At 68.9% G+C, this 25523-nt stretch carries 23 protein-coding genes and 1 tRNA gene; 11 read left to right on the top strand and 13 right to left on the bottom strand.

The genetic code is table 11. From position 1 onward, the window contains the following. Positions 1–41 precede the first annotated feature (41 nt). From ACX93N_RS00120 to ACX93N_RS00085, 8 genes are read right to left on the bottom strand one after another with little or no spacing between them, the layout of a single operon-like run. On the bottom strand, positions 42–812 hold the full coding sequence (locus ACX93N_RS00120) for a septal ring lytic transglycosylase RlpA family protein (protein WP_459426347.1): 771 nt from the start codon (positions 810–812) through the stop codon (positions 42–44). Beyond that, positions 809–1813: a lytic murein transglycosylase B gene (gene mltB / locus ACX93N_RS00115; protein WP_459426346.1), complete on the bottom strand. Its 1005-nt coding sequence runs from the start codon at positions 1811–1813 to the stop codon at positions 809–811. The genes ACX93N_RS00120 and mltB overlap by 4 nt, the downstream gene beginning before the upstream one ends. Positions 1814–1842: 29 nt before the next feature. Continuing rightward, complete coding sequence (rodA, locus tag ACX93N_RS00110; RefSeq protein ID WP_459426345.1) at positions 1843–2982, bottom strand: rod shape-determining protein RodA; 1140 nt, start codon at positions 2980–2982, stop codon at positions 1843–1845. Then, positions 2975–4828, bottom strand: coding sequence for a penicillin-binding protein 2 (gene mrdA, locus ACX93N_RS00105; protein ID WP_459426344.1), 1854 nt, complete (start codon positions 4826–4828; stop codon positions 2975–2977). Before mrdA ends, rodA begins: the two co-directional genes overlap by 8 nt. Continuing rightward, entirely contained in the window at positions 4828–5298 is a 471-nt protein-coding gene (gene rlmH, locus ACX93N_RS00100) for a 23S rRNA (pseudouridine(1915)-N(3))-methyltransferase RlmH (protein WP_459426343.1), read from the bottom strand. The genes mrdA and rlmH overlap by 1 nt, the downstream gene beginning before the upstream one ends. Next, entirely contained in the window at positions 5298–5633 is a 336-nt protein-coding gene (gene rsfS, locus ACX93N_RS00095) for a ribosome silencing factor (protein ID WP_459426342.1), read from the bottom strand. Before rsfS ends, rlmH begins: the two co-directional genes overlap by 1 nt. A 34-nt stretch (positions 5634–5667) precedes the next feature. Then, complete coding sequence (gene nadD / locus ACX93N_RS00090) at positions 5668–6360, bottom strand: nicotinate-nucleotide adenylyltransferase (protein WP_459426341.1); 693 nt, start codon at positions 6358–6360, stop codon at positions 5668–5670. Then, positions 6357–7613 carry a glutamate-5-semialdehyde dehydrogenase gene (locus ACX93N_RS00085; protein ID WP_459426564.1) on the bottom strand — a complete coding sequence of 419 codons (1257 nt, stop codon included), beginning with the start codon at positions 7611–7613 and terminating at the stop codon, positions 6357–6359. Before ACX93N_RS00085 ends, nadD begins: the two co-directional genes overlap by 4 nt. Positions 7614–7751: 138 nt before the next feature. On the opposite strand from ACX93N_RS00085, the gene ACX93N_RS00080 reads away from it, so the two are divergent. Continuing rightward, on the top strand, positions 7752–7964 hold the full coding sequence (locus ACX93N_RS00080; RefSeq protein WP_459426340.1) for a bacterioferritin-associated ferredoxin: 213 nt from the start codon (positions 7752–7754) through the stop codon (positions 7962–7964). Between the two features lie 97 nt (positions 7965–8061). Then, positions 8062–8547 (top strand): bacterioferritin, encoded by a 486-nt coding sequence (gene bfr, locus ACX93N_RS00075; protein WP_459426339.1) that lies wholly within the window; start codon positions 8062–8064, stop codon positions 8545–8547. A gap of 21 nt (positions 8548–8568) precedes the next feature. On the opposite strand, the gene grxD is transcribed toward bfr, so the two are convergent. Continuing rightward, positions 8569–8898: a Grx4 family monothiol glutaredoxin gene (gene grxD / locus ACX93N_RS00070; protein WP_459426338.1), complete on the bottom strand. Its 330-nt coding sequence runs from the start codon at positions 8896–8898 to the stop codon at positions 8569–8571. A gap of 262 nt (positions 8899–9160) precedes the next feature. On the opposite strand from grxD, the gene argF reads away from it, so the two are divergent. The 5 genes from argF (at position 9161) to ACX93N_RS00045 (ending at position 16693) form a co-directional block, all read left to right on the top strand. Continuing rightward, positions 9161–10072, top strand: a complete 912-nt coding sequence (gene argF / locus ACX93N_RS00065; protein WP_459426337.1) for an ornithine carbamoyltransferase — start codon at positions 9161–9163, stop codon at positions 10070–10072. A gap of 128 nt (positions 10073–10200) precedes the next feature. Continuing rightward, the gene (locus ACX93N_RS00060; RefSeq protein WP_459426336.1) at positions 10201–10416 is read left to right on the top strand and encodes a hypothetical protein; all 216 of its coding nucleotides are present in this window, start codon (positions 10201–10203) and stop codon (positions 10414–10416) included. Between the two features lie 531 nt (positions 10417–10947). Further along, positions 10948–13095, top strand: a complete 2148-nt coding sequence (gene fadB, locus ACX93N_RS00055) for a fatty acid oxidation complex subunit alpha FadB (protein WP_459426335.1) — start codon at positions 10948–10950, stop codon at positions 13093–13095. Between the two features lie 28 nt (positions 13096–13123). Next, complete coding sequence (gene fadA / locus ACX93N_RS00050) at positions 13124–14299, top strand: acetyl-CoA C-acyltransferase FadA (RefSeq protein ID WP_459426563.1); 1176 nt, start codon at positions 13124–13126, stop codon at positions 14297–14299. 174 nt (positions 14300–14473) lie between these two features. Then, the gene (locus tag ACX93N_RS00045) at positions 14474–16693 is read left to right on the top strand and encodes a TonB-dependent receptor (protein ID WP_459426334.1); all 2220 of its coding nucleotides are present in this window, start codon (positions 14474–14476) and stop codon (positions 16691–16693) included. Between the two features lie 2 nt (positions 16694–16695). Here ACX93N_RS00045 and ACX93N_RS00040 read toward each other — a convergent pair whose 3' ends face one another. Next, positions 16696–17013 (bottom strand): YqcC family protein, encoded by a 318-nt coding sequence (locus ACX93N_RS00040; protein ID WP_459426333.1) that lies wholly within the window; start codon positions 17011–17013, stop codon positions 16696–16698. A gap of 81 nt (positions 17014–17094) precedes the next feature. Here ACX93N_RS00040 and ACX93N_RS00035 point away from each other — a divergent pair. After that, positions 17095–17168, top strand: a tRNA-Gly gene (locus ACX93N_RS00035). A gap of 273 nt (positions 17169–17441) precedes the next feature. After that, on the top strand, positions 17442–19802 hold the full coding sequence (locus tag ACX93N_RS00030; protein ID WP_459426332.1) for a TonB-dependent receptor: 2361 nt from the start codon (positions 17442–17444) through the stop codon (positions 19800–19802). 376 nt (positions 19803–20178) lie between these two features. Here ACX93N_RS00030 and dinG read toward each other — a convergent pair whose 3' ends face one another. Both dinG and ACX93N_RS00020 read right to left on the bottom strand, forming a co-directional pair. Then, positions 20179–22296, bottom strand: coding sequence for an ATP-dependent DNA helicase DinG (dinG, locus tag ACX93N_RS00025; RefSeq protein ID WP_459426331.1), 2118 nt, complete (start codon positions 22294–22296; stop codon positions 20179–20181). Positions 22297–22301: 5 nt separating this feature from the next. Continuing rightward, complete coding sequence (locus ACX93N_RS00020) at positions 22302–23456, bottom strand: 1-acyl-sn-glycerol-3-phosphate acyltransferase (RefSeq protein WP_459426330.1); 1155 nt, start codon at positions 23454–23456, stop codon at positions 22302–22304. Positions 23457–23625: 169 nt separating this feature from the next. Between ACX93N_RS00020 and ACX93N_RS00015 the strand changes: the two genes are divergently transcribed. Continuing rightward, positions 23626–23853 (top strand): hypothetical protein, encoded by a 228-nt coding sequence (locus ACX93N_RS00015; protein ID WP_459426329.1) that lies wholly within the window; start codon positions 23626–23628, stop codon positions 23851–23853. A gap of 2 nt (positions 23854–23855) precedes the next feature. On the opposite strand, the gene ACX93N_RS00010 is transcribed toward ACX93N_RS00015, so the two are convergent. Next, entirely contained in the window at positions 23856–24863 is a 1008-nt protein-coding gene (locus tag ACX93N_RS00010) for a tyrosine-protein phosphatase (RefSeq protein WP_459426328.1), read from the bottom strand. Between the two features lie 151 nt (positions 24864–25014). Here ACX93N_RS00010 and rpsT point away from each other — a divergent pair, with 151 nt between their 5' ends. Then, positions 25015–25281 (top strand): 30S ribosomal protein S20, encoded by a 267-nt coding sequence (rpsT, locus tag ACX93N_RS00005; protein WP_459426327.1) that lies wholly within the window; start codon positions 25015–25017, stop codon positions 25279–25281. Positions 25282–25523 lie beyond the last annotated feature (242 nt).

Genomic DNA, 25523 nt, shown 5'->3' with positions numbered 1-25523 from the left:
AGCGAAAGGAACCCCCCGTCGCCCGCGGGCGCGCGGCGTCTTCAGGGCAGGGCCTGCCCCGGGTCCAGGCCGCGGGAGCGCAGCAGGGCGCGCAGGGACTCGAGATGCGTCTCGTCGCGCACCGGGCCGACGCGGACCCGGCTCAAGGAACGGCCGTGCACCTCGACCGGCGTCACCGTCACCGGCGCATCGACCAGCGCGGCGACCTGGTCGCGCAGATCCTGCGCCGTCTTCCGGCTGGCGAAGGCACCGAGCTGCAGGTAGCGGTAGACACCGGCCTCGCTGCCGCGGCGGTCGTCGACGCCGGCGAGGGTCAGCGCCTCCAGCCGCACCGGCGCCGTCCCCTGCTCGGCGAAGCCGAGGCGCACGGCCGCGCCGTAGCTCAGGTCGATGACCCGGTCCGGGTGGAAGGGGCCGCGATCGTTCACGCGCACCACCATGGAACGTCCGTTGGCGAGGTTGGTGACCCGCAGGTAGGAGGGAATGGGCAGCGTCCGGTGGGCCGCCGTGGGTCCATAGAGATCGTAGGGCTCCCCATTGGCGGTCTTGCGGCCGTGGAAGCGTGTCCCGTACCAAGAGGCGATACCCTCGGCGCGGTAGCCCGCCGCCGTCGGCAGCACGCGATAGCTTTCGCCATTGACGACGTAGGGGCTGCTGTTGCCGGCGCGCAGGATCGGCTCCGCCCGCGGCACCGCATCGGGCACCTCGTGGGCGGCGACCGGCCTGAGCGGCGCGCCATCGGGCGGCTCCAGCCCGTTGCAGCCGCCGAGAGCAAGGAGCAGCAGGCAGGCGACGCCCCAGGGCAGGCTCACGCGCCGGCCCCGTCGCGAAGCCGCTCGCTGAGCTGGTATACCGCCATCGCGTAGAGCGCGCTGTGGTTGTAGCGGGTGATGACGTAGAAGTTGGGCAGGCCAACCCAGTACTCGGGCCCGTCCTCACCCTGCAGTGCCAGCGCGAGGGCCGGCGCGTCCGCCGACAGATCGCGCGCGGCAACGAGGCCGCCGGCGGCGAGCTCGGCCACCGTGCGCTCCGCGTCGAGGCTCTCGTCGAACCAGTCCGCCGGCACCGGCGCGGCGAGCGTCGCGCGGGAAGCCACCGGCTCGCCCGGCCGCCAGCCGTGGCGGGCCAGGTAATTGGCGACGCTGCCGATGGCATCGGCGGGGTTGTTCCGGATGTCGGCGAGCCCGTCGCCGTCGAAATCCACCGCGTAGCTGCGATAGCTGCTGGGCATGAACTGGCCGTAGCCCATGGCACCGGCATAGGAACCCTCGAGGCTTGCCGGGTCGAGGCCCTGCTCCCGGGCCAGCAGCAGGAAATGGCGCAGCTCGCGGCGGAAGAAGGGCGCCCGCGGCGGGTAGTCGAAGGCCAGTGTGGACAGGGCATCGATAACCGCATAGCTGCCCGTGATACGGCCGTAGTAGGTCTCGACACCGAGCACCGCGGCAATCACCGGCGCCGGCACCCCGCTTTCGGCCTCGGCGGCGGCGAGGGTGTCCCGGTGCTCGGCCAGGAAGGCAATGCCCTCGTCGATGCGACGATCGGTGAGGAAAATGTCCCGGTACTCGTGCCAGGGCCTGGTCTTCTCCGCCGGCCGGGCAATCGCCTCGAGGATACTCTCCTGGCGTTCCGCCCGGGCGAACAGGCCCTCGAGCGTTTCGCGATCGAAGCCGTCCTCGGCGACCAGCTGGTCGATAAAGGCCGCTGCGGCCGGGTGGTCGTCGTAATGCTCGGCGCAGGCCGGCAGGGCAAGCGCCAGGGTCACCAGCAGCGCGACACGCTGAAGCGACCGGGGGACGGAACAGGCTGGCATCATCAGGCTCCCTCGCTGCCCGGCATGACGGGTCATTGTCCGACGACCCGCTGCTCCGAGGCGACCGCCATAAGCAGGCCGAAGCCCGCCAGGAGCGTCACCACGGAGGTGCCGCCGGCACTCACCAGGGGAAGCGGGACACCGACCACGGGCAGCAGCCCGGACACCATGCCCATGTTAACAAAGATGTAGACGAAGAAGGTCAGCGTCAGGCTGCCGGCCAGGATGCGGCCGTAGGTGCTCTGGGCGTTGAGACCGATCCAGAAGCCGCGCAGGAGGATGAGCAGGTACAGGGTCAGGAGCAGCACGACGCCGCGCAGGCCGAATTCCTCGGCGAGCACCGCGATGATGAAGTCCGTGTGGCTCTCCGGCAGGAAATCGAGGTGTGACTGCGTGCCCTCGAGCCAGCCCTTGCCGGACCAGCCGCCGGAACCGATCGCGGTCTTCGACTGGATGATGTTCCAGCCGGCGCCGAGCTTGTCGCTCTCGGGGTTGAGCAGCGTCAGGATGCGCTGGCGCTGGTAGTCCTTGAGAACGAAGGCCCACATGGGCCAGGCGGATGCCAGGGCCAGGACCAGGGCGCCGACGATGTAGCGCCAGCCCATGCCGGCCATGAACACCACGAAAAGACCGCTGGCGGCGATGAGCAGCGCCGTGCCCAGGTCCGGCTGCTGCAGGATAAGTGCCGCCGGCAGCACGATGAGGCCAAAGCAGGCGAGGAGATAGGGCAGGCGCGGCGGCAGCACCCGGTCGGCGAGATACCAGGCGACGGTCATCGGTACCAGCAGCTTCATGATCTCCGACGGCTGGAACCGGAAACCACCGAGGTCCAGCCAGCGCTGGGCGCCCTTGGCGCCGACACCGAAGAACATCACGCCGACGAGTAGAAGCACGCCGCCGAGGTAGGCCCAGGGCGACCAGCGCTGGTAGCGGACGAGGGGGAACTGGGCCGCGGCAAGCATCACGACGAAGCCGAGGACGAGGTAGCGCGCCTGGCGCACGACCGCGCCCATGGCCCCGTCAGCGGCGCTGTACAGGACCACGAGCCCATAGCCGGTGAGCGCCAGGAGCAGTGCCAGCAGGGGCAGGTCAAGGTGCAGGCGCGCGGCGAAGCGCGAGCCGCGCCCCAGGCTGGCGTCATGTCCCGGCAGCTGGCGGACGTAATCAACCACCGGCGAGCTCCCCGCCGCGGAGGAGCCACGCGTCGATCACTTCCCGGGCGATCGGCGACGCGGCGGTGCTGCCGCCCCCGTTCTCCACGAGCACCGCCACGGCGATCGTCGGCGCCTCCAGGGGGGCGAAAGCCACGAACAGGCCGTGGTTGCGGTGGCGCTCGGCCACCTCGTCCTCATCGTAGACCTCGCCCTGGGCGATACCGATGACCTGCGCCGTGCCGGTCTTCCCGGCCATGACGTACTGGAGGCCGCCGGCGATGAGCTTCGCCGTGCCACGCTCACCGTGGACCACGGCACGCATGCCCTCGTGGATGGCGTCCCAGGTCTCCGGTGCAGCCTCGATCACCCGCGGTGGCGCCGGGGCGACCGCCTCGCCGCCGATACGCCGGACCAGCTGAGGCACGTGGAAGACACCGCGGCTGGCGATGGCCGCGGTGGCCGCCGCCAGCTGCACCGGTGTGGCCAGCATGTAGCCCTGGCCGATGCCCACGCTGAGCGTCTCCCCCGGGTACCAGGGCTGGCCCAGGGTCCTGCGCTTCCAGTCGCTCGACGGGAGCACACCGGGGCGCTCGTTGGTGGTATCGATGCCCGTCCGCGTGCCGAGGCCGAAGGGCGCGAGGTAATCGTGCATGCGGTCCACCGTCAGGCGCCGGGCGAGGTCGTAGAAATAGACATCGCAGGACTCCGCCAGCGCCATGTGCAGGTCCACCTCCGGCGCGTGGCCGGTGCCGCGGATGCGCAGGATCCAGTCCCGGTAGCGCCGGGTGTCGCCCGGGAGCCGGTACCAGCCCGGGTCCGGCACCGTGCTCTCCGGTGTCACCAGCCCCGACTCGAGGCCGGCGATTCCCATCAGCGGCTTGATCGTGGAGCCGGGCGGATACTGCCCCTGAACGGCGCGGTTGAAGAGCGGCACGTCCGGCGAGTCACGGAGCGCGCCGTAGTCCCGGCTGCTGATGCCGTTCACGAACAGGTTGCCATCGAAGGCGGGCGTGGAGACGAGGGCGAGAACCCCGCCGGTGGCCGGGTCCATGGCCACCACGGCGCCGCGCTGGTCACCGAGGGCCTCCGTGGCGACCCGCTGCAGCGTGCTGTCGAGGTTGAGCACCAGGTCCTGGCCGGGCTCGGGATCGAAACGGTCGAGGATGCGGAGCACGCGGCCGTGCGCATTGGTCTCGACATTCTGGTAGCCCACCGTGCCGTGAAGCGTGTCCTCGTAGCGGCGCTCGATGCCCGTCTTGCCGATGTGAAAGGTGCCGCGGTAGTCCGAGGCGTCCAGGCGCGCCGCCTCGCGCTCGTTGATCCGCCCCACGTAGCCGATGGCGTGCGTGAAGACTTCGCCCTGCGGGTAGTGGCGCATGAGCTGCGCATCGACCACGACGCCCGGCAGACGGTGGCGGTTCACCGCCAGCCGGGCCCGCTCGTCCTCCGTGAGCCGGAAACGCAGGGGTACGGGCTCGTAGGGTCGGCGCTGGCCGAGGCGGCGATGAAACGCGTCCAGGTCATCCTCGTCCACGGCAACCAGTTCACCGAGAGCGGTCAGCGTGGCCTCGAGGTCCGGCACCCGCTCGCGCACGAGGGACAGGATATGGCTCGGCCGGTTGGCCGCCAGCAGCACGCCGTGGCGATCGTAGATGAGGCCGCGCTTCGGCGGCAGCGCCTGCAGTTGCACCCGGTTGCGTTCCGACTGCGTGCGGTAGGTCTCGTAGCCGGTGATCTGCAGGTTGAAGTAGCGCAGGAAGATAAGGAAAAGCGCGACCAGCACGGCGAGCACCGCGACCACCGTGCGGCCGCCATAGATACGCAGTTCCCGCCGCGTATCCTTCAGGGTGATTGCCTGTGCCATCAGCCGCGATGATAGGGGTGATTGCTGAGAATTGTCCAAGCCCGGTAAAGCTGCTCGACGAGCACGACGCGCACCAGCGGGTGGGGCAGCGTCAGCCGCCCCAGGGACCAGCTCCGCTCTGCCCGCGCGCGGCATGCCGGGGACAGCCCGTCGGGGCCGCCGATGAGAAACGCCACGGGACGTCCGTCCATCTGCCAGTCGGCCAGGTGCCGGGCCAGGTCCTCGGTGCGCCAGGGCTCGCCGCCCGGGTCCAGGGCGATCACCCGGTCGTCGCCCCCCACCCCCTTGAGCAGCCGCTCCCCTTCACGCTCGGCCAGCACGGCACCGCTGCCGTCCGCAGCGCGCCGCGTCAGGGGCACATCGCGCCAGGCGAGCTTCAGCTCCCGCGGCAGGCGACGCTCGTAATCGGCACTGCCCTCCGCCACCCACCGCGGCAGCTTGCCCGCCACCGCATGCACCGTGAGGCGCATCAGCCCGGCCGGTCGGGGACTGCCCAGAGCCGCTCCAGGTCGTAAAAATCCCGGGTCGCGGGCAGCATCACGTGGACCACCACGTCGCCGAGGTCCACCAGCACCCATTCGGCACCCTCCTGGCCCTCGACCCCGAGGGGCCGGGCGTCTGCCTTCTTGGCCTTCTCAATGACGCTGTCGGAAAGGGACTTCACGTGCCGGTTGGAGGTGCCGCTGGCCACCACGAGGAAATCGGTGACATCGGTGCGGTCGCGAACATCGATGCTGACCACGTTCACACCCTTGAGATCCTCCAGGGCGGCGAGGGCGAGGTCGCGGAGTTCCTCGGCGTTCACGGTGCGCTCGGACCGCTGCGGGCGGCCGGGAGATTCACTGCTGGCAATCGTTTCCTTCCTGTCTTCGGGGCACCTGTCGGTAAAGCCCGTGCCGTTCGAGGTAGGCGAGCACCGGGTCGGGGACCAGGTAGCGCGCCGAGCGCCCCGATTGTACCAGCCCGCGGATTTCCGTGGCGGAAATCGGCAGCCGTCGCAGCTCGAGGAGGAGCACCCCGCCCGCCGGACGGCCCCGGAGCGCGTCGGTCTCGACGCGGCGCTGCGCGAGCCAGCCGGCCATGGGACCGCTGGCGGGCAGCGCCGCACCGGGGCGGGCCAGGGCGACGATGTGGCAGTGGTCCAGGAGCTCCTCCCAGCGATGCCAGCGCGGAAGCCCCGCGAGCGCATCGCTGCCCACCACCAGCAGCAGGGGCCGCGCCGCGCCCAGCTCCGCGCGCAGGGAGAGCAGGCTGTCGATCGTGTAGGAGGGGCCTGCCCGTTCGAGCTCACGGCGGTCACAGGCGAGGCGGGGCGCGCCGGCAATCGCGAGTTCCACCAGCCTCGCGCGGGTCGGGGCATCCACACCGGGCGCCTCCCGGTGCGGCGGCAGCGCGCAGGGCATGAAACGAAGCTCTTCCAGTTCGAGGCGTTCCACCAGCTCCACCGCCGAGCGCAGGTGCCCGAGGTGTACCGGGTTGAAGGTGCCGCCGAAAACCGCGAGCGGACCCGGGACGGAGCGAGCGCCGCTCAAGAGCGCACGTGCCCCTCGCCGAGCACGATCCACTTCTGCGAGGTGAGCCCCTCGAGGCCGACCGGGCCGCGGGCATGGAGCTTGTCCGTGGAGATGCCGATCTCCGCGCCGAGGCCGTACTCGTAGCCATCGGCGAAGCGCGTGGAGGCGTTGACCATCACCGAGCTCGCATCCACCTCGCGCAGGAAGCGCATGGCCCGGCCGTGATCCGCGGTGACGATAGCCTCGGTGTGGCCGGAGCCGTAGCGGGCAATGTGCGCAAGCGCGGCCTCGTAGTCATCGACCACGCGCACGGCGAGCACCGGTGCCAGGTATTCCTCGCTCCAGTCCGCCTCCGTGGCCGCGCGGATGCCGGGCAGCAGTGCGCAGCTGCGCTTGCAGCCGCGCAGCTCGACACCGGCTTCCCGGTAGGCATCGCCGAGGCCGGGCAGCACCCGGTCGGCGATGGCCGCATCAACGAGCAGCGTCTCCATGGTGTTGCAGGTGCCGTAACGCTGGGTCTTGGCGTTGAAGGCAACAGCGTGGGCCATGGCCGGGTCGGCCGCGGCATCGATGAAGACGTGGCAGACGCCGTGGAGGTGCTTGAGCACCGGCACCCGCGCCTCGGCGGTCACGCGCTCGATGAGCCCCTTGCCGCCCCGGGGAACGACCACGTCCACGTACTCCTCCATGCGCACCAGCGCGGACACGGCCGCCCGGTCCGCCGTATCCACCACCTGCACCGCACCGGCCGGCAGCGCCATGGCGCGCAGGCCCTCGGCAATGGCGCCGGCAATGGCCGTGTTGGAGGCCAGCGCCTCGGAACCACCGCGGAGAATGGTCGCGTTTCCCGCCTTGAGGCAGAGCGCAGCCGCGTCCACGGTCACGTTGGGGCGGGACTCGTAGATGATGCCGATGACGCCCAGGGGCACGCGCATGCGGCCGACGCGGATGCCGGAGGGGCGGCTGGCGAGATCACTGATGGCCCCTACCGGGTCCGGCAGGGCGGCCACCTCGCCGAGCCCGGCGAGCATGGCGTCGATGCGTGCGGGGGTCAATTCCAGGCGATCGAGGAGTGCGGCGTCCAGCCCGTGCTCGCGCCCCCGGGCGAGGTCTTCCGCGTTGGCCGCGGCGATACGACCGCGGGCGCCGTCGAGAGCCCCGGCGATGGCCCTGAGTGCGCCATTGCGCTCCGCTGTCGTCGAGGCCGCCAGGCGCCGGGACGCGGTACGCGCGGCCCGGCCGAGCTCCTGCATGTAGCTGTCGAGGGTCATCCTGCCAACCATCATTCACCGTGGGCGCCGCAGTATACCCGACGCCCCCGGCACCCGCCTCGAGCCGGAGGCCTCAAAAACATTTGACAATCATTCTCATCGGCACTAGCTTCTTACCCGTAGCCGAAGGAAAACCCTATGTTCGTGTGTCTTTGCAACGGCATCACCGAAAGCCAGATCCGCGCTGCGGCCTCCACGGGCATTGCCACGCTCGAGGAGCTCACGGAGCACCTGGGCGTCGCGAGCCAGTGCGGCCAGTGCGGCGCCATGGCGCAGGCAGTCCTCGACGAAAACGGTGGTGCCTTCTCCATTCCCGAAGATAGCTTCTACGCGGCCGTCCGCCCGGTCTGACCGCGGCAGCGACTGGCACCGGCATCGACCTCCCGATACACTAGCGCTGGCCTCCAGCCTGTCCCGGCGGGGGCTCCCGCAGACAGGAGAGAGCAGCATGAAGGGCGACCCCAAGGTCATCGAACACCTGAACCGCATCCTCGGCAATGAGCTGGTGGCCATCAACCAGTATTTCCTGCACGCCAAGATGTACAAGGACTGGGGCCTCACGGAACTCGCCGAGCACGAGTACCACGAGTCCATCGACGAGATGAAACACGCCGACGAACTCGTGGAGCGCATCCTCTTCCTGGAGGGCCTGCCCAACCTGCAGGATCTCGGCAAGCTCCTGATCGGCGAAGACACGAAGGATATGCTCGAGTGTGATCTCAAGCTCGAGCACATCGCGCACAAGGATCTGAAAGAGGCCGCCGCCTACTGCGACAGCGTCGGTGACTATGTCTCCCGCGACCTCGTCGTCAGCATTCTCGAAGCCGAGGAAGAGCACATCGACTGGCTGGAAACGCAGCTGGGGCTTATCGAGCGCCTCGGCCTGGAGAACTACCTGCAGACAGCGGCGCGCACGGTCAAGCCCGAGGCCTGACCGCGGCGCCGGGGCCCGGCCTCAGGAGACGGCCTCGTCCCCCCCGGCTTCCTTGATGAGCGTGGCGAGCTCGCCGCTCTCGTGCATCTCGCTCACGATGTCGCAACCGCCGATGAGCTCGCCTTTCACCCAGAGCTGGGGAAAGGTGGGCCAGTTCGCATACTGCGGGAGGCTGGCGCGGATATCCGGGTTCGACAGCACGTCCACATAGGCGAAACGCTCGCCGCAGGCCATGAGTGCCTGCACGGTCCGCGCCGAGAAGCCGCACTGCGGCTGGTTCGGCGAACCTTTCATGTACAGCAGGATCGGGTTGTTCTCGATCTGCTCCCGGATTTGCTCCATGATATCCATCGTCACTTCCTTGGGCTTCCTGTTACTTCCTGAATAAACGCCTGGCGGGCTTCAGCGGGCGCGCCGCGTATACCTGCGTATTTTAGTCGGTTATTCAGCAAAAGTCGCGACCCCGGCGTTCACTGCCGCCGATTCCACCCGGTCCCGATCCACCCGGTCCCGATTGCCAGTGCCGTGGCCACCCGCTATGCTCGCCGGTTTTCCTGCGCCCCGGCACCGGTTGCGGCGGGCATTGCGGGAGACTCCCCCCGGAGGATCGACGATGGCAACCCGGCACTTCCTGACCCTGCTCGACTTCACCCCCGCCGAACTGGAGGCCCTCCTCGACCGCGCCAGTGAGCTGAAACGCGGCCATCGCGCGGGGGAGGACCAGCGCCGCTTCCCCGGCAAGGTGCTGGCCATGGTCTTCGCCAAGTCGTCCACCCGGACCCGGGTCTCCTTCGAGGCCGGCATGGCCCAGCTCGGCGGCCACGCCATGTTCCTGTCGCCTGCGGATACGCAGCTCGGCCGCGGCGAGCCGATCGAGGACTCCGCGCGGGTGATCTCCTCCATGGTCGACGTGGTCATGATCCGCACCTTCGGCCACGACATCGTCGAGCGCTTCGCCGCCCATTCCAGCGTCCCGGTCATCAATGCGCTGACCGACAGTTACCACCCCTGCCAGCTGCTCGCCGACATGCAGACCTGGCGCGAGCACCGCGGCTCCATCGCCGGGCGCAGCGTGTGCTGGGTGGGTGATGGCAACAACATGTGCCAGTCCTATATCAACGCCGCTCGCCAGTTCGACTTCGAGCTGCGCATCGCTTGCCCGCCCGGCTTCGAGCCGGATGCCGGCCTGCTCGCGGCAAACAGCGACCGGGTAACGGTGGTCACCGACCCGGCCGCGGCAGCGGCGGGGGCCGACCTGCTGGTGACCGATGTCTGGGCCTCCATGGGCCAGGAAAGCGAACAGCGGGCCCGCGCCGAGGCCTTCGCGCCCTACCAGCTGAGCGAGGACCTCCTTGCGCGGGCGGCGACGGACGCCCTCTACATGCACTGCCTGCCCGCGCACCGCGGCGAGGAGATCAGCGCCGCGTTGATGGACGCGCCGGACAGCGTGATCTGGGACGAGGCCGAGAACCGGCTCCACGCCCAGAAGGCGCTGCTGGAGGCGCTTCTCGAGAGCGGGTCATAGGCGGCCGCAGCAAAAAATTTGCAGAATCTTCAAAAGCGCACTATCTTGTAGGCCATCAAAAATCACCACCCCAGATATAGCGCCCAGCCCGGCAAGGGCGCAGAGCGGGGCCCGGCGGAGGGAACGCCATGAATGACCGCGACGACCGGCACAGCGACCGCGAGAGTATCCTCATGGCGCTGGACCAGATCAGCCAGACCATAGACGTGATGACCAGCGTGGTCGGCCGTCTGCGCAGCTACGTGGAAGCCCAGGGCGAGGCGACGACCGGTAACGACAGCAGCACCGCTACCGGCAGCGACCGTCCGCCCGCCGGAAGTTCGCCGGAGCGCATCCTCCACTGACCCCTCCACTGCCCCCTTCATGACCGCTGCCGCCGGGCGAGCCGCGAGCGACGCGGGTACCCGGCGCACGGCCAGTCCCGCCCTGCTGGCCGCCGCCAACCCCCTGCCCCCCGCCAGCGCTCTTTCTCCTGACCGGGACATCGCGCCGCCGGTCGTACTCTGGAGCCGCCCCCCCGTCCGGCGCGGAAAGCAGCGGTTTATCGCATAGTTCACGGGCTGAGTGCGGGCGTCTTCTCTCAGTCGCTCCCCGATACACGCTTTGTGAGAGAAGACGCCCGCACTCAGCCCTCGCGCCGCGGGTAATCTCCAGGCCAGGGCGGTACGGGCCGGTGATGGAGGATGCCCCCCACGAGGCGTGAACCGGGGAGCGGCCGGAGCCCTCCTCCAGCGGCCGCCCCGGAAAATGGCCAGGAGGGAACGGCCAAATATTTACACCGAACACATTCACAGGGCCGGGAGCGGGCGCTACACTGTGGAGCCCCCGCCGGCTCGCGCGCCGGCATCCATTGCCTACAGCAACAGGACCTCACCATGATCTACCAGAGTGACGCGCTTTCCGTGGCTCGCCTCGATGGCGACTTCGCCGAGCTACGCTTTGATCTCGCCGGCGAGTCGGTCAACAAGTTCAACCAGGCCACGGTCGCCGACCTCACCGCGGCCCTCGATGCCCTGGAGGCCGAGCAGGGCCTGCGCGGTCTGCTGGTGACCTCGGGCAAGCCGGTCTTCATCGTCGGCGCCGACATCACCGAGTTCACCGGGCTCTTCGGAGCCGGGGCCGACGACATCGCCGGCTTTACCGGCGCCAACAACGCCAACTTCAATCGCCTCCAGGCCCTGCCCTTCCCGAGCGTGGTCGCCATCAACGGCTACGCCATGGGCGGCGGCCTCGAAGTCTGCCTGGCCTGCGATTTCCGGGTCATGGCCAGCGCGGCGAAGGTCGGCCTGCCGGAGACGAAGCTGGGCATCCTCCCCGGCTGGGGCGGCACGGTGCGCCTGCCGCGGATCATCGGCGTGGACGAGGCGGTGACCTGGATCACCACCGGCGCGGAGCAGCGCGCCGACGCCGCCCTGAAGGCCGGCGCCGTCGATGCGGTGGTGGAAGCGGACGCCCTGCGCGACGCCGCGCTGCAGATGCTGGGCGATGCCGCCGCCGGCAAGCTGGACTATGCCGGCCGCCGGGCCGCCAAGGCAGGTCCGCTGCCCATGAACGATACGGAAGCGATGATGGCTTTCTTCACCATGAAGGCCATGGTCGGCCAGCAGGCCGGCAAGAACTACCCGGCGCCGATGAAGGTGGTCGAAGTCATCGAGGAGGCCCGCGGCATGGGCCTCGAGGACGCCCTCGCGGTGGAGGCCCGCGGCTTCGCCGAGCTGGCCACCACGCCGCAGGCCGCCGCCCTCGTCGGCATCTTCCTCGGCGACCAGTACCTCTCCAAGCAGGCGAAGGGCTGGGAAAAGCAGGCCGACAAGGCCATCGAGCGCGCGGCCGTGCTCGGCGCCGGCATCATGGGCGGCGGCATCGCCTACCAGTCCGCCTACAAGGGCATCCCCATCAAGATGAAGGACATCGCCCAGGAAGGCCTGGACCTCGGGCTTTCCGAGGCCGGCAAGCTGCTGTCGAAGCGCGTGGCGCGTGGCCGCATGACACCCGAGAAAATGGGCGAGGTCCTCAGCAGCATCGACCCCATGCTCAGCTATGACGGCTTCGACCAGGTCGACATCGTGGTCGAGGCCGTGGTCGAGAATCCGAAGGTCAAGCACGCGGTGCTCGCCGAGACGGAGCAGCAGATCACCGAGGACACGATCCTCGCCTCCAACACCTCGACCATCTCCATCAGCTACCTTGCCGAGGCCCTGGAGCGGCCGCAGAACTTCTGCGGCATGCACTTCTTCAACCCCGTGCACGCCATGCCCCTGGTCGAGGTGATCCGCGGCGAGAAGACCTCCGACGCCGCCATTGCCCGCACCGTGGCCTACGCCAACCGCATGGGCAAGAAGGCCGTGGTGGTGAAGGACTGCCCCGGCTTCCTCGTCAACCGGGTGCTGTTCCCGTACTTCGACGGCTTCTCGAAGCTCCTGCGCGACGGCGCCGACTTCCAGGCCGTCGACAAGGTCATGGAGAAATGGGGCTGGCCCATGGGCCCCGCCTACCTAATGGACGTGGTGGGGATCGATACGGGCGTGCACGCCGCCGGCGTCATGGCCGAGGGCTTCCCGGACCGCATGAAGCTCGACTTCAAGACCGCGACGGAGGTGATGTTCGAGAATGACCGGCTCGGCCAGAAGAACGGCAAGGGCTTCTACGACTACGTGCCGGACAAGCGCGGCAAGCCGAAGAAGACCCCGTCCGACACCGCCTGCGAGCTGATCGCCCCGGTCTGTGGCGAGCGCCGCGAGTTCGAGCGCGACGACATCATCGCGCGCATGATGCTGCCCATGGCCACGGAGCTCGCCCGCTGCCTCGAGGAAAACATCGTCGGCAGCGCCGCCGAGGCCGACATGGCCCTGGTCTACGGCATCGGCTTCCCGCCCTTCCGCGGCGGCGTCTTCCGCTGGGTCGATACCGTCGGCCTGCCCTGGCTGGCAGAGCAGTCGGAGAAGTTCGCAGAGCTCGGCAAGGCCTACGAGCTGACCGAGGGCATGAAAGCAAAACTCGCCGCCGGCGAGACCTACTACTGAGCGCCGGCTCGAGGAAAGGAGAATGACTGTGAAAGCCAACCCGAGAGACGCCGTCATCGTCGACTTCGCCCGCAGCGCCATGGGCCGGTCGAAGAACGGCTGCTTCCGCAACGTGCGCGCGGACGACCTGTCCGTCGCGGTAATCAAGGGCCTGCTGGCCCGCAACGACAAGCTCGACCCGGCAGAGATCGACGACCTCATCTGGGGCTGCGTGCTGCAGCGGGGCGAGCAGGGCATGAACCTCGCGCGCAACATCGTGCTCCGGGCCCAGCTGCCCTTCACCGTGCCCGCGCAGACCGTGAACCGCCTCTGCGGCTCCTCCATGTCGTCCCTGCACACCGCCGCGGCGAGCATCATCGCCGGCATCGGTGACGTCTACCTCGTCGGCGGCGTGGAGCACCTCGGCCACCTGCCGATGATGGACGACGTGGACATCAACCCCCGCCTCGGGCTCAACGTCGCCAAGGCTGCGGGGATGATGGGCATGACCGCGGAGTACCTGGGTCTGATGCACGGCATCAGCCGCGAGGACCAGGACAAGCTCGGCCTGCGCTCCCACCAGCTCGCCCACCGGGCCACGGTGGAGGGCAAGTTCGACCGGGAGATCATCCCCGTGGAGGGCCACGACGAGCAGGGCGCCCTGGTGTCCGTGTCCCGGGACGAGACGATCCGCCCGGAAACCACCCTGGAGGGCCTGGCCCAGCTGCCGCCCGCCTTCAACCCGCAGGGTGGCACCGTGACCGCCGGCACCTCCTCGCAGATCTCCGACGGCGCCTCGGCCATGCTGGTGCTCTCGGCCGAGAAGGCGCAGGCCCTGGGCCTGACGCCGATCGCCCGCATCCGCGCCATGACCGTGGCCGGCGTGGACCCGTCGATCATGGGCTACGGCCCGGTGCCGTCGACGAAGAAAGCCCTGAAGCAGCTGGGCCTGTCCATCGACGACATCGACATGGTGGAGCTCAACGAGGCCTTCGCGGCGCAGGCCCTGCCGGTGCTCAAGGACCTCGGCCTGCTGGACAACATGGAAGAGAAGGTCAACGTCCACGGCGGCGCCATCGCCCTGGGCCACCCCTTCGGCTGCTCCGGTACGCGGATCACCGGCTCGCTGCTGAACGTGATGCAGGACCGGGACCTGACCTGGGGCATCTCCACGATGTGCATCGGCCTCGGCCAGGGCATCACCACGATCGTCGAGCGGATCTGACCCGCGCCGCCCTCCCGACCGGGCCCGCAAGGGCCCGCACCGGGGGCCGGGCAAGAAACCGCTCTCATCGCTCACCCGCTCAGGCGCCACCTGTTAACCTGAAATAAGGCTTTGGGTTGACAGGCCCCGGTGGTTGGCGCACCCTTCGCGCGCCAACCAGCCAGGGAGCTTTTCATGCCGCGCCGCCTCAACACCGCCCTCCTCCTCGCAACCGCCGCCACAGCGCCCCCCGCAATTGCCGCGGAAGCCGGCGCCCGCCCGGTCCTCGAAGAGATCCTGGTCTCCGCCCGCAAGCGCAGCGAGCGCGCCATCGAGGCACCGGTGGCGGTGACCGCCTTCACCCGCGAGGACCTCGCGACACTCAAGGCCCGCGACCTCACCCGGCTCTCCGCCGGGCTCCCGGGCGTACTCCTGGACGACGTCGGCACGCGCCGCGGTACCGCGAACTTCTCCATCCGCGGCCTCGGCATCAATAGCTCCATCCCGTCCATCGATCCGGCCGTCGGCGTCTTCGTCAACGGGGTCTATCTCGCGGTCAACAACGACACGGTCTTCGATATCTTCGACCTCGAGCGCATCGAGGTCCTGCGCGGCCCGCAGGGGATCCTCTTCGGCCGCAACGTCACCGGCGGCGCGGTGCTGCTGGAAACCCGCAAGCCCGGCGACCGCTTCGAGGCGGCGCTGCGCGGCGCCGTCGAGGGCGGCGGCGACGGCGGCCTGTCGCGCTACCTCATGGGTAGCCTCTCGGGACCGCTGAGCGATAGCCTCAAGGGCCGCCTGGTGCTCTACGGCAACGACGACCAGGGCTGGTTCGAGAATCTCGCCGACGGCGACGACTTCGGCGCTGTGGAGCAGGCCATGGCCCGGGGCACGCTGGTCTGGGAGCCGACGGACACCGACACGCTCACGCTGTTCTACGAGCGCACGGATATCGACGGTGAGGGAGCGGCCACGCAGTCGCACAGCAACGGCTCGGGCATTCCCGGCACGCCGCGCAACTTCCCGCGGGACAGCCACGAGTTCGCCATCGACGAGCGGGGTTACCAGTCCGTGGAGAGCGACTTCCTCACCCTGCGCTGGGACCGCGCCGTGGCCTTCGGCGAAGGAACGGTGACCAACATCTTCGGCTGGCGGGACCAGTCCTCCGTTGCCATGAGCGATATCGACGGCCAGCCGGAGTTCCTGTTCCATTCCCCGGGCTGGATCGACGCCGAGCAATGGAGCAACGAACTGCGCTACCGGGGGCAGCTCGGGGCGGCGCTGGACGTGACCGCCGGCCTCTATCTCTTCTCCGGCGACCTCGCCTACCACGACCGGCGCCTGTTCCTGGGTGAGAGCGGCGTCCCGGGCAGCGCGCAGTTCACCCAGGACGGCGGCGGCGAGCAGGAACTGGATACGCTGGCGGTGTTCGGCAGCGCCGACTACGCGCTCAGCGATCGCTGGACCCTGAGCGCCGGCCTGCGCCTGTCCCGCGAGGAAAAAGCCGTGCAGGTCGCCTCCTTCAACCTGAACCCCACGCCCTGCAATATCGTGGTTGGCGGCGACTGTCCCTTCGACTTCCGCGACCGCGACCAGTGGGACACGCTCTCACCACGGCTCGGCGTGAGCTACCGCCCCGATGCGGACCGGCACGGCTACGCCAGCTGGACCCGCGGCTTCCGCTCCGGCGGCTACAACCTGCGCAACTCCAACGCCGCCCAGCCGCCGGGGCCCTACGACGAGGAGCAGGTGGATAGCTTCGAGCTGGGCTACAAGCAGCGCGCCGGTGCCTGGGCCCTGGATGCGGCCCTCTACCACACGCGCGTGGAAGACATGCAGCGGGAGGTGAACCTGCCGAGCGGCACCGCCGGCATCCTGCAGCTGATCCGCAACACGGCGAGCGCCGAACTCTCCGGCGCCGAGCTGGATCTCACCGTCGACGCCGGCGCGGGCTTCACGCTCGCCGCGACCGCCAGCTACCTCGATGCCCGCTATACGAAAGTCCGCTTCGACCTCGACGGCAATGGCTCCGTGGACGGTGCCGATGAAGACCTCGAACTCCCCCGGGCACCGGAGTGGACCGGCAGCCTGGAAGCGCGCTGGCAGGGCGCCGTCGCCGGTGGCCGCGTCGACGCCCGCGCCGCCTGGAACTACCGCGACCGCGTCGCCTACACGGACAACAACCTGGGCTACATCCTGGCCCAGGACCTGGTGGACCTGGATCTCGCCTGGACCAGCGCCGGCGGCCGCTGGACCGTCGCCGCCTATGCCCGCAACCTCCTCAACGAGGTCAAGCACGGCGGCGACTCGCAGCTGCCGGCCGTGTTCATCGGCGAGCCGCTGGGCGGCACCTTCAGCCCGCTCGCCCGCGGGCGGATCGTGGGTGTTTCCGTGGACTGGCGGCTGGGGAGCTAGCCTCAGGCGCCGCCGAGAAGCCGGTCGACCCGGTCCAGGGCGAGGAGCAGATCGCGGATCGGCAGCTGCGCGTTGCGGAAATACTCCTCCGCCATGGGCCGGATGCCGCAGTCCCCGGGAAGCGGGGCCTCGGTGGCAACAAGATCGTGCATGCGCGGCAGGAACACGAACTGCAGCCACTGTGGCAGCGTTAGCGTGTCGAAGCAGAAGGGCTGCGTCGACGCGAAGGCGTCGTCCGGCGGCGCCTCGAACTCCCACAGCTGAAGCTGCCGCAGCTCCGCCTCGATGTCGATCAATACTTCCGCAACCCGGGTATGCATGAGGACCTCCTTGGCCGCCAAGGGTACCAGAGCGACGCCTTTTGACGGCGGCGGGGAGTTGGCCTAAGCTGCGCTTCCCGCGCGGGTGTAGTTCAATGGTAGAACCTCAGCTTCCCAAGCTGATGACGTGGGTTCGATTCCCATCACCCGCTCCAACCCCACAGGCCGACACCCTGTCCGCCCATTCCATTGAGCTGTGACGTGGACCTGGGCGGCCCCGACGCTTCCCATCACCCGCTCCAGCCTTCCTCCACCCCCACTGTTCAGACGCCCGTCAAATTCACGCCCTAACACCTTGAAACTTATGGGCGGGCAGTCAAAATTCGTTTACTGTTCGAGTGATGCTTGGCGTGCGTTGTGCACTGCACAACGGCTGCCTCGTCACCGCAGCGTCTACTAACGATAGTAATAGCGACAGGATGTATCTTATGCGCCCCGAGACCCATCGTAAGTCCGCCCTTATCTCTCCCCTTGCCATTGCCGTCGCGGTTGCGACAGGTGGCCTGGCAACCACTGCCCAGGCGCAGGAAACCCAGCGCCGCGGCGCCTCGGCCGCCCTCCTGGAAGAGGTCGTGGTCACCGCGAGGAAGCGCGAGGAGGGCGCGCAGGATGTACCGCTATCCATCACCGCCTTCGGTGCCGACCAGATCGATGCCCTGAAGGTTCGCGACCTCACCAACCTGGGTGTCGGGCTGCCGAACGTCACCCTTGACGATGTCGGGACCACCCGCGGTACCGCCAACTTCTCGATCCGAGGCCTCGGCATCAACGCCTCGATCCCCTCCATCGATCCCTCGGTCGGGGTCTTCGTCAACGGCGTCTATCTCGGGGTGAACAACGGCATCATCTTCGACGTGTTCGACCTCGAGAGCATCGAGGTCCTGCGCGGGCCCCAGGGCATTCTCTTCGGCCGGAACGTGACCGGCGGCGCGATCCTGATGAACACCAAGAAGCCGGGCGAGGAGTGGGATGGCACGATCAAGACCGCCGTCGACGGCTTCGGTAGCGATGGCGGCCTCAACTACTACGCCATGGCGGCCGCCGGGGGACCGGTCAGCGACACGCTCGGAATCCGCCTGACGGCTTACTACAACGAGGACGAGGGGTGGTTCCAGCGCGATGCCTTCGAGCCCTTCGGCGTCACCGAGGAAGACGTTGGCGCCGTGGAACAGCTCATGCTGCGCCCCACCGTGACCTGGACACCGACGGACCGCACCGAGGTCGTGATCCGCTATGAGTACACGGACATCGAGGGCGACGGCGCCGTTGCCCAGTCACACACCAATGGCAGCGGTATCGACGGCGTCTGGGTCAACTACGACCGCAAGAACAGCTTCGGCAGCAGCAACGACTTCATCGGCTACCAGACGATCGACACGGACTTCCTGACCGCCGAGCTCAACCACGAGGTCGATTTCGGCGAGGGCACGATTACGGCCATCTACGGCTGGCGTGATTCCTACTCCGAGTCCGGCAGCGACATCGATGCACAGCCGATCTGGGCCTTCCACTCCGCCGCCTGGCTGGATACGGAACAGAACAGCTTCGAACTCCGCTACAACGGCCAGTTCGGTGATGCCAACATCACGACAGGCCTCTACTGGTTCGACATGGACCAGGGCTACCACGAGCGGCGCAACCTCGCCGGTGCCGCAACCGGCAACCAGGGGCCACTGATCATCCAGGATGGCGGGGGCCTGTACGGTGTGGAGACCCTCGGCGTGTTCGTCGCCATGGACTACGCACTCACCGACCGGCTGACCCTCACCGCGGGTATCCGCTACACGGACGAAGAAAAGTACGCCGATGTTGCCTCCCTGGCCGCCAACCAGAGCCTGGAGGACAGCTTCCCCGCCCTGCCGCCGGGCCTCGCGACGCCCGGAATCAGCTACCCTGTCGACTTCCGCTGCAACATCGTCGACCGCAGCGAGGGCTTCCCGGAATGCCCCTTCGACTTCGTCGACGACCAGGACTGGCAGACCTGGTCGCCCAAGCTGGGCGCCTCCTACATGCTGAACGACAGCTCCCAGGTCTACGGCCACTGGAGCCGCGGCTTCCGCTCCGGCGGCTATAACCTGCGCAATACCACACCGCTGTTCACCCCGCAGGCCTTTGACGAGGAGCAGGTGGACAGCTTCGAGATCGGCTACAAGTCGACCCATGGCTGGGGGCGTCTCAATGCCGCCTTCTTCTACACTGAAGTCGGAGACATGCAGCGTCAGCTGAACTTCGCCGATCCGGACGCCGGCGTCGTGCAAATCATCCGCAACACCGCCGACGCGACGATCTGGGGCTTCGAGGCCGACAGTGCCTTCAGCCTGGGGGACAGCGTCACGGTTCTCGCCTCCGTCGGCTACACCAATGCGGGCTACGACTCGGTCATCTTTGACCTGACCAATGACGGGGTCATCAACGAGGAGGATGAGGACCTCGATGTCGTGCGCGCACCGGAATGGTCCTACCGCCTCGGTGTCAACTACGACTTCGAGCTGGGCAGCTGGGCGACCGCGACGGCCCGGGTAAGCTATGCGTTCCGCGACGAGATGGCGTGGACCGACGACAACCTCGGCTTCGTCAATGAGCAGGATATCCTCGACGCCGGCTTCGACATCTATACCAACGACGGTCACTGGGTGTTCTCGATCTACGGCCGCAACCTGCTGGAATCGGTACGCCACGGTGGCGATACGCAGCTGTCTCCGACGATCGCAGGCGTACCCACCGGCGGCACCTTCTCGCCGATGATGAAGGGCGAGGTGATTGGCGGCGAGGTCACCTACAACTTCTGATCCTGCAGGCGCCCGGTGCTGCCGGGCGCACCACCCCACCGGAACCGGTCGTGCCCTGCACGGCCGGTTTTTTTGGGTCTCTGTCTAACGCCGGGATGAGTGCGGGAGACTTCTCTCAGTCGCTCCCCGTTACACGCTTTGAAAGAGAAGTCCCCCGCACTCACCCCTCACCTTCACCCCTCGCGTACTTCCACGGGCGTAAGTAAAGGCTGAAGCGCTAGGGGTGGCTGCTGGAGGATGCCCCCACCAAGCGAGTATCGGGGAGCGACTGGGGGCATGCTCCAGCAGCCGTCCCGGGAAACTTCGATGAGCGAAGAGCGGGGAGCGACTGAGAGAAGTCCCCGCACTCACCCCGGCATGATGTGAACAGTCTTTACTATGCAATCTCGCGCCGGAAAGGCGGCAGCGAATCGAGGATCGCGCGGCCGTAGCGGCGGGTGACCACGCGGCGGTCGCAGAGGGTGATGCGGCCCCGGTCGGCCTCGGTGCGCAGCAGCCGGCCGCTGGCCTGGGTGAGGCGGAGGGCCGCGTCGGGGACGCTGATCTCCATGAAGGCATTGCCGCCCCGCTCCTCCACCCACTCGGCGAGCGCCGCCTCAAGCGGGCTGTCGGGCACGGCGAAGGGCAGCTTGGCGATGACCACGTGACGGCAGTACTCTCCCGGCAGGTCCACGCCCTCGGCGAAGCTGGCAAGGCCGAAAATCACGCTCCCCCGGCCCGCGTCCACGGCCTCCCGGTGCCGGCGCAGGATCTCCTGCTTGCCCAGGCTGTCCTGTACCAGCAGCCGGCCGCCGAGGCGGTCGGCAACGCCGTCACGCACCTCCAGCATCTGGCGCCGGGAAGCGAACAGCACCAGCGCCGCCTCCTCCGGGTCGAGCCAGTCCGGCAGGCGCTCGATGAGCTCCGCCGTGTGGGCGGCAGCGTTGCCGCCGTCCGCCGCCATGGCCGGGACCGTCAGCGTCGCCCGCGTATAGTCGAAGGGGCTGCCGACGACCTCGAAGATCGCACCCTCGGGAGCGCCGCTGCGCTGCCGGAAACGGTCGAAGCTGCGCAGGGCCGTCAGGGTTGCCGAGGTCACGACCACGCCCGCGGCGCGGGGCCACAGGTGCTCGGCGAGGATATCCGTCGCCAGGATCGGGCTGCAAAGCAGGTCGTGGCCCACGGGGCTGCCGGCTCCGGCGCGGGCACGACTGATCCAGCGTGCCCGCGGCGGGGGGCCTTCCGGGTCCGGCACCGCGTAGTCCTGCCACAGCGCCAGGGTGTTCTCGGCGCGGCCGCGCATGCCGGCGACGGCCAGGTGCCAGGGCTCGACGGCCTCCCGGTCGCCGTTCTCGAGTTCATCCTCGAGGCAGCCCTCGAGCCGCGCCAGGCCCGACGCAAGCCGGCCGAAGCCGGCCGCCAGGGTGCCTGCCAGGGGGACGAGGGCTTCCGGCACCCGCCCGTGCGGAAAGCGCAGGCGCTCGACCTCCCGGCCCGCGCGCGCATCCTCCCCGGCAAGCAGCGCCGCCACAGCGTCCTCCGCCGCCTCGAGGCCAACGGCGAGCTCCTCCAGCTGGCCCGGCAACTGCTCCAGGAGGGCGCCGACGCCCGCGATGCCACCGATGTCCGCCACCCCCGCCGCGAGGCCGCGCGCGCTGTCGCGCAGCCACTGGCGGGTACTGTGCAGGCGGCAGAAGCTGGAGAAGTGGTTGAGGGCCTTGTCCGGGAGGTGGTGGCCCTCGTCGAAGATGTAGATGGTGTCCGCCGGTGGCGGCAGGATCGCGCCGCCGCCGAGCGCCAGGTCCGCGAGCACCAGGTCGTGGTTGGCGACCACGATGTCGGCGCCGGCAAGCGTCTCCCGGGCGCGGAAAAAGCTGCACTGGCCCACGTTCGGGCAGCGGCGGCCCGTGCACTGGTTATGGTCCGTGGTGACCGGCAGCCAGGTGGCCTCGTCCAGCGCCCCGGGCCAGCTGTCCCGGTCACCATCCCAGCTGCCGCGGCCGAGGGCATCGATCATGGACTCATAGACCGGCAGAGCGTCGCCCGCAGCGGCGGCGGGCAGCTCGTCGGGATAGAGGGGGATGGCCGCCGCGGCATCCTGCCCCTGCGCGAGCTGCCGGTCCAGCTTGCTCAGGCACACGTAGCGGCGCCGGCCCTTGGCGAGGGCGGCGGTGAAGGCGAGACCGCTGCCGGCGGCGATGTCCGGCAGGTCCTTGTGCACGAACTGTTCCTGCAGCGCGACGGTGGCGGTCGCCACCACCAGGCGCTTGCCGCGGTCCTGGGCGACGGGGATGGCCGCGAGGGCGTAGGCAAGGGTCTTGCCGGTGCCGGTCCCCGCCTCGACGACGCAGACGGGCGGCTCGTCCGGCGCGCTCCCGTCGCCCGGGATCCGGGCAAGGGCCCGGGCCACCGCGCCGACCATCTGTCGCTGGCCGCGGCGCGGGCTCAGGTTGCGCGCGGCGACGGTGGCGCTGTAGGCGTCGCGGATCCGGTCCTTGAGGGCCTCGCTCAGCAAGTCCGTCAGGCCGCCTCGCCGAGGGCCGCGAGCTGGCTGCGCACCGCGTTGGCGTAGATGGCCAGGGCGTAGGGGCGGTGCTCCGCGGGAATCGCCTCCATGCGCGCCCGGAACGCGGCGGCGGACACGGAGCCGCCCTCGCAGACAAGCCCGGCGGGCGCGGGCCGGCCCTCGAGGGCCTCGAAGGCCTGGAGATTGGTCGCATGCAGCCGGAACCCGGCCAGCACCTGCCGGTCGATCTCGGCGGCCACCGCCGCGGCGCTGCCGAAACCGCCGCCCAGGGGGCTGCCGAAGCTCACGTGGACCCGGCCCTTGCTGCCCGCGATGCCCACCCCGATGGAGGCGACGTCCTCCTGTTCGCCCTTTTCATAGGCGCCCGTGCGGGCCCGCTCCGCAAGCTCGCGGGCCTTGAGCGCATCGCAGGGGTCGACTTCATAGGAGATGGCCACCGGGACGATGCCGAGGCTGGCGATATGCTCGCCGAAGTCCTCGCTCGCCTTGTCCCGGCTCAGGGAGAGCATCTTGATCACCGCGGGCTCCGTGCGGTCGATCCCGTCCTTGGCGCGGCCCTCGCGCTGGGCGATCCAGACGTTGGCGTGCTGCTCGGTGATCGCGTGGCGGATGTACGCCGAGAGGTGGCGCGACGCGGCCAGCAGCTGCCGCGGACCGGCGGCGGAGCGGCGCACGATGAAGCTCTTGTTCAGGCGCATGAGGTCCGAGACCCAGGGCTTGGTGAGCAGGTTGTCGCCGATCGCGATCTGCACCGTGTCGAAGCCGTTCACATGCAGCGCATAGTTCGTGAAGGCCGGGTCCAAGGCGATGTCCCGGTGGTTGCTTACGAAGAGGTACGGGCAGGCCGGGTCGAGCTGGTCGAGGCCGGACACGGTGAGACCGGCGGTGGTGTTCTCGATCATCGCCTCCATGTACCCGCGGATCACCAGCTGGAGGTCGTGGATGGTCTCGACGCCCCGCAGCTCGCGCTTCAGGTACCAGCGTACCGCCGGGCGGAGCAGGAACGGCAGCAGCCGCGAAAGGCCGCCGAAGCGGAAAGCGGCGATGGCGCCGGTGAGCTCCGGGTCGTCGAGCAGCCGGGCGAGCACCGGCGCGACCTCGTCATCGCGGTAGGGCCTGATGTCGGCGTAGGGATCGTGCTCAATCACCCGGCTATCCTCGAAAAAAAGCGCCTAACCTTAACGAAAAAGCCCTGCAGCGTCATCCGCCGGAAGCGGCCGCCCGAAAACACCGGCGATGAGAAAACACTGGCGCCCGCGGCCCATTCTGGTAGGCTTTTCCGCGCTTTTCAGACCCCATGTCCATCACGGAGGAATCATGGACGCTGCGAGTGCTGCAATGACGACCTTTGGCGCTGCCTTGCTACTGGTGAGCTGGGTGCTCATGCTCATCACCGCCTGGCGCGAGGACTATGCCTGGGGCCTGTTCGCCACGCTCCTGCCGCCCCTGGCCTACCTCTACGGCGTGTTCCGCCTCGACAAGGCCGGCCAGAGTGTCGGCGTCGCCGTACTCGGCCTGCTGCTGCTCGGCCTGGGCCTGGGCTAGCCTCAGCTCTCGAGGTACCGGGCGGCGAGCGCCGCCCGCTCCGCCGGGCCCACCCCCAGGGCCTTATCCAGGTACGCTTCGACCGATCCGTAGTTCTCCCCGATGGCCGCCAGGGCGGCGCCGAGGTAGCTCTCATCCACCTGCAGCATGGGCAGCAGCGCCTCGTCCTCGAGATGGTGCATGTCGTACTTCTCCCGCACCCGGGACAGTTCGCGGACAGGGTCGAAGTAGTGCCGGGTGAGCAGGTAATCGTGCAGCACCGTTTCCCGCGGCACGCCGAGGGCGAAGAGGACCAGCGCGGCGGCGAAGCCGGTGCGGTCCTTGCCCGCCGCGCAATGCACCAGGACGCGCTCGTTGCCGGGCTCGAGCAGGTGGCCGAAAAGCGCGGCGTAGCGGTCGCTCTGGGAGCGCACGAACTCCCGGTTGATGTCGCGCATGGCCTCGGCCATGGACCCGGCGCCGGTGAGCCGGTGCCGGGCCCCGTAGAGCGCGCTGCCCTGGCTGCCGGGCGTGATCGCGAGGTTGATGCGCCGGGTGTCCTTGGGGAGCCGGCTCGGGTCGCTCGCCTGCTCGTCCTCGCGGCGGAAGTCGCAGACCACGTCGATGGCGAGCCCGGCAAACATGTGCTGCGCCTCGTCGGTCAGCCGGGAGAGGTTGCCGGAGCGGAACAGGTAGCCCCAGCGCACGCGGCGCCCGTCGGCGGCGCGGTAGCCGCCGAAATCGCGGAAGTTCACGCCCCCCGGCAGCCCGAGCCCCCGGGCGGGCGCCACCACCTCCGTGCCGTGGCTGTCACGCAGGCGGAAAAAGTGCCGGCGGGCGGCGGCAAGACCCGAGACACGGACACGCCCCGGGCTGCCCGGTGGCAGCGCGCTCGCTTCGGCGGCGCCAGCGGCGGCCGTGTCGAGAGGCTCGACGTCGACCGCGGTCGACGGGTCGCTGGTCTCCCAGTGGAGGTAATGGTGACCGTCCGGCGTCCGCCAGATGTGAACGCTGTCGGGCTTTAGCGGCATGGGGTACTCCTGGTGGCCGGGCGGTGTGGCGGGGAGGCGGCGGCGCCACAGGCCGGACGTCGTGTCCGGCGGGCGGCCTGGTTGACAATGATACCGCACCTGTAGATACTCCGCGCTCCCGATTTTTAGTTGACGATTCAGAGGACACACCGTGGCCAACTCACCGCAAGCCCGCAAGCGCGCCCGCCAGGCGGAAAAGCGCCGCGCCCACAACGCCAGCCTGCGCTCGCTCGTGCGCACGAAGATCAAGGGCGTTGTCGCAGCGATCAGGAGCGGCGACGTGGAAAAAGCCCGCGAGGCCTACACGCAGGCCGTTCCGGTCATCGACCGCATGGCCGACAAGGGCATCATCCACAAGAACAAGGCAGCGCGGCACAAGAGCCGCCTGAGCGCCCAGGTCAAGAACCTGGCCGCCTGAGCGGGCGGGCCTGGCGCCCACCCCGCTGACTCGCTGCACAGCACGAAAAAGGCCGGCGCCTGAGCGCCGGCCTTTTTTATGTGCCCCGGTTGGCGTCTTCTGGTTTTTCGCACATTTCCGGGACGAGCGCGGGGGGGTTCTCTCCGTCTCTCCCCCACCCACACTTTGTGAGAGAAGATCCCCACGCTCGCCCCCTCCACATCAAGCAACTCCCGCGGGGAAAGGAGTGCAGAGCGGTGGGG

The sequence above is a fragment of the Pseudohaliea sp. genome, from assembly GCF_054552115.1.
This window is presented reverse-complemented; position numbering and strand designations above follow the sequence as displayed.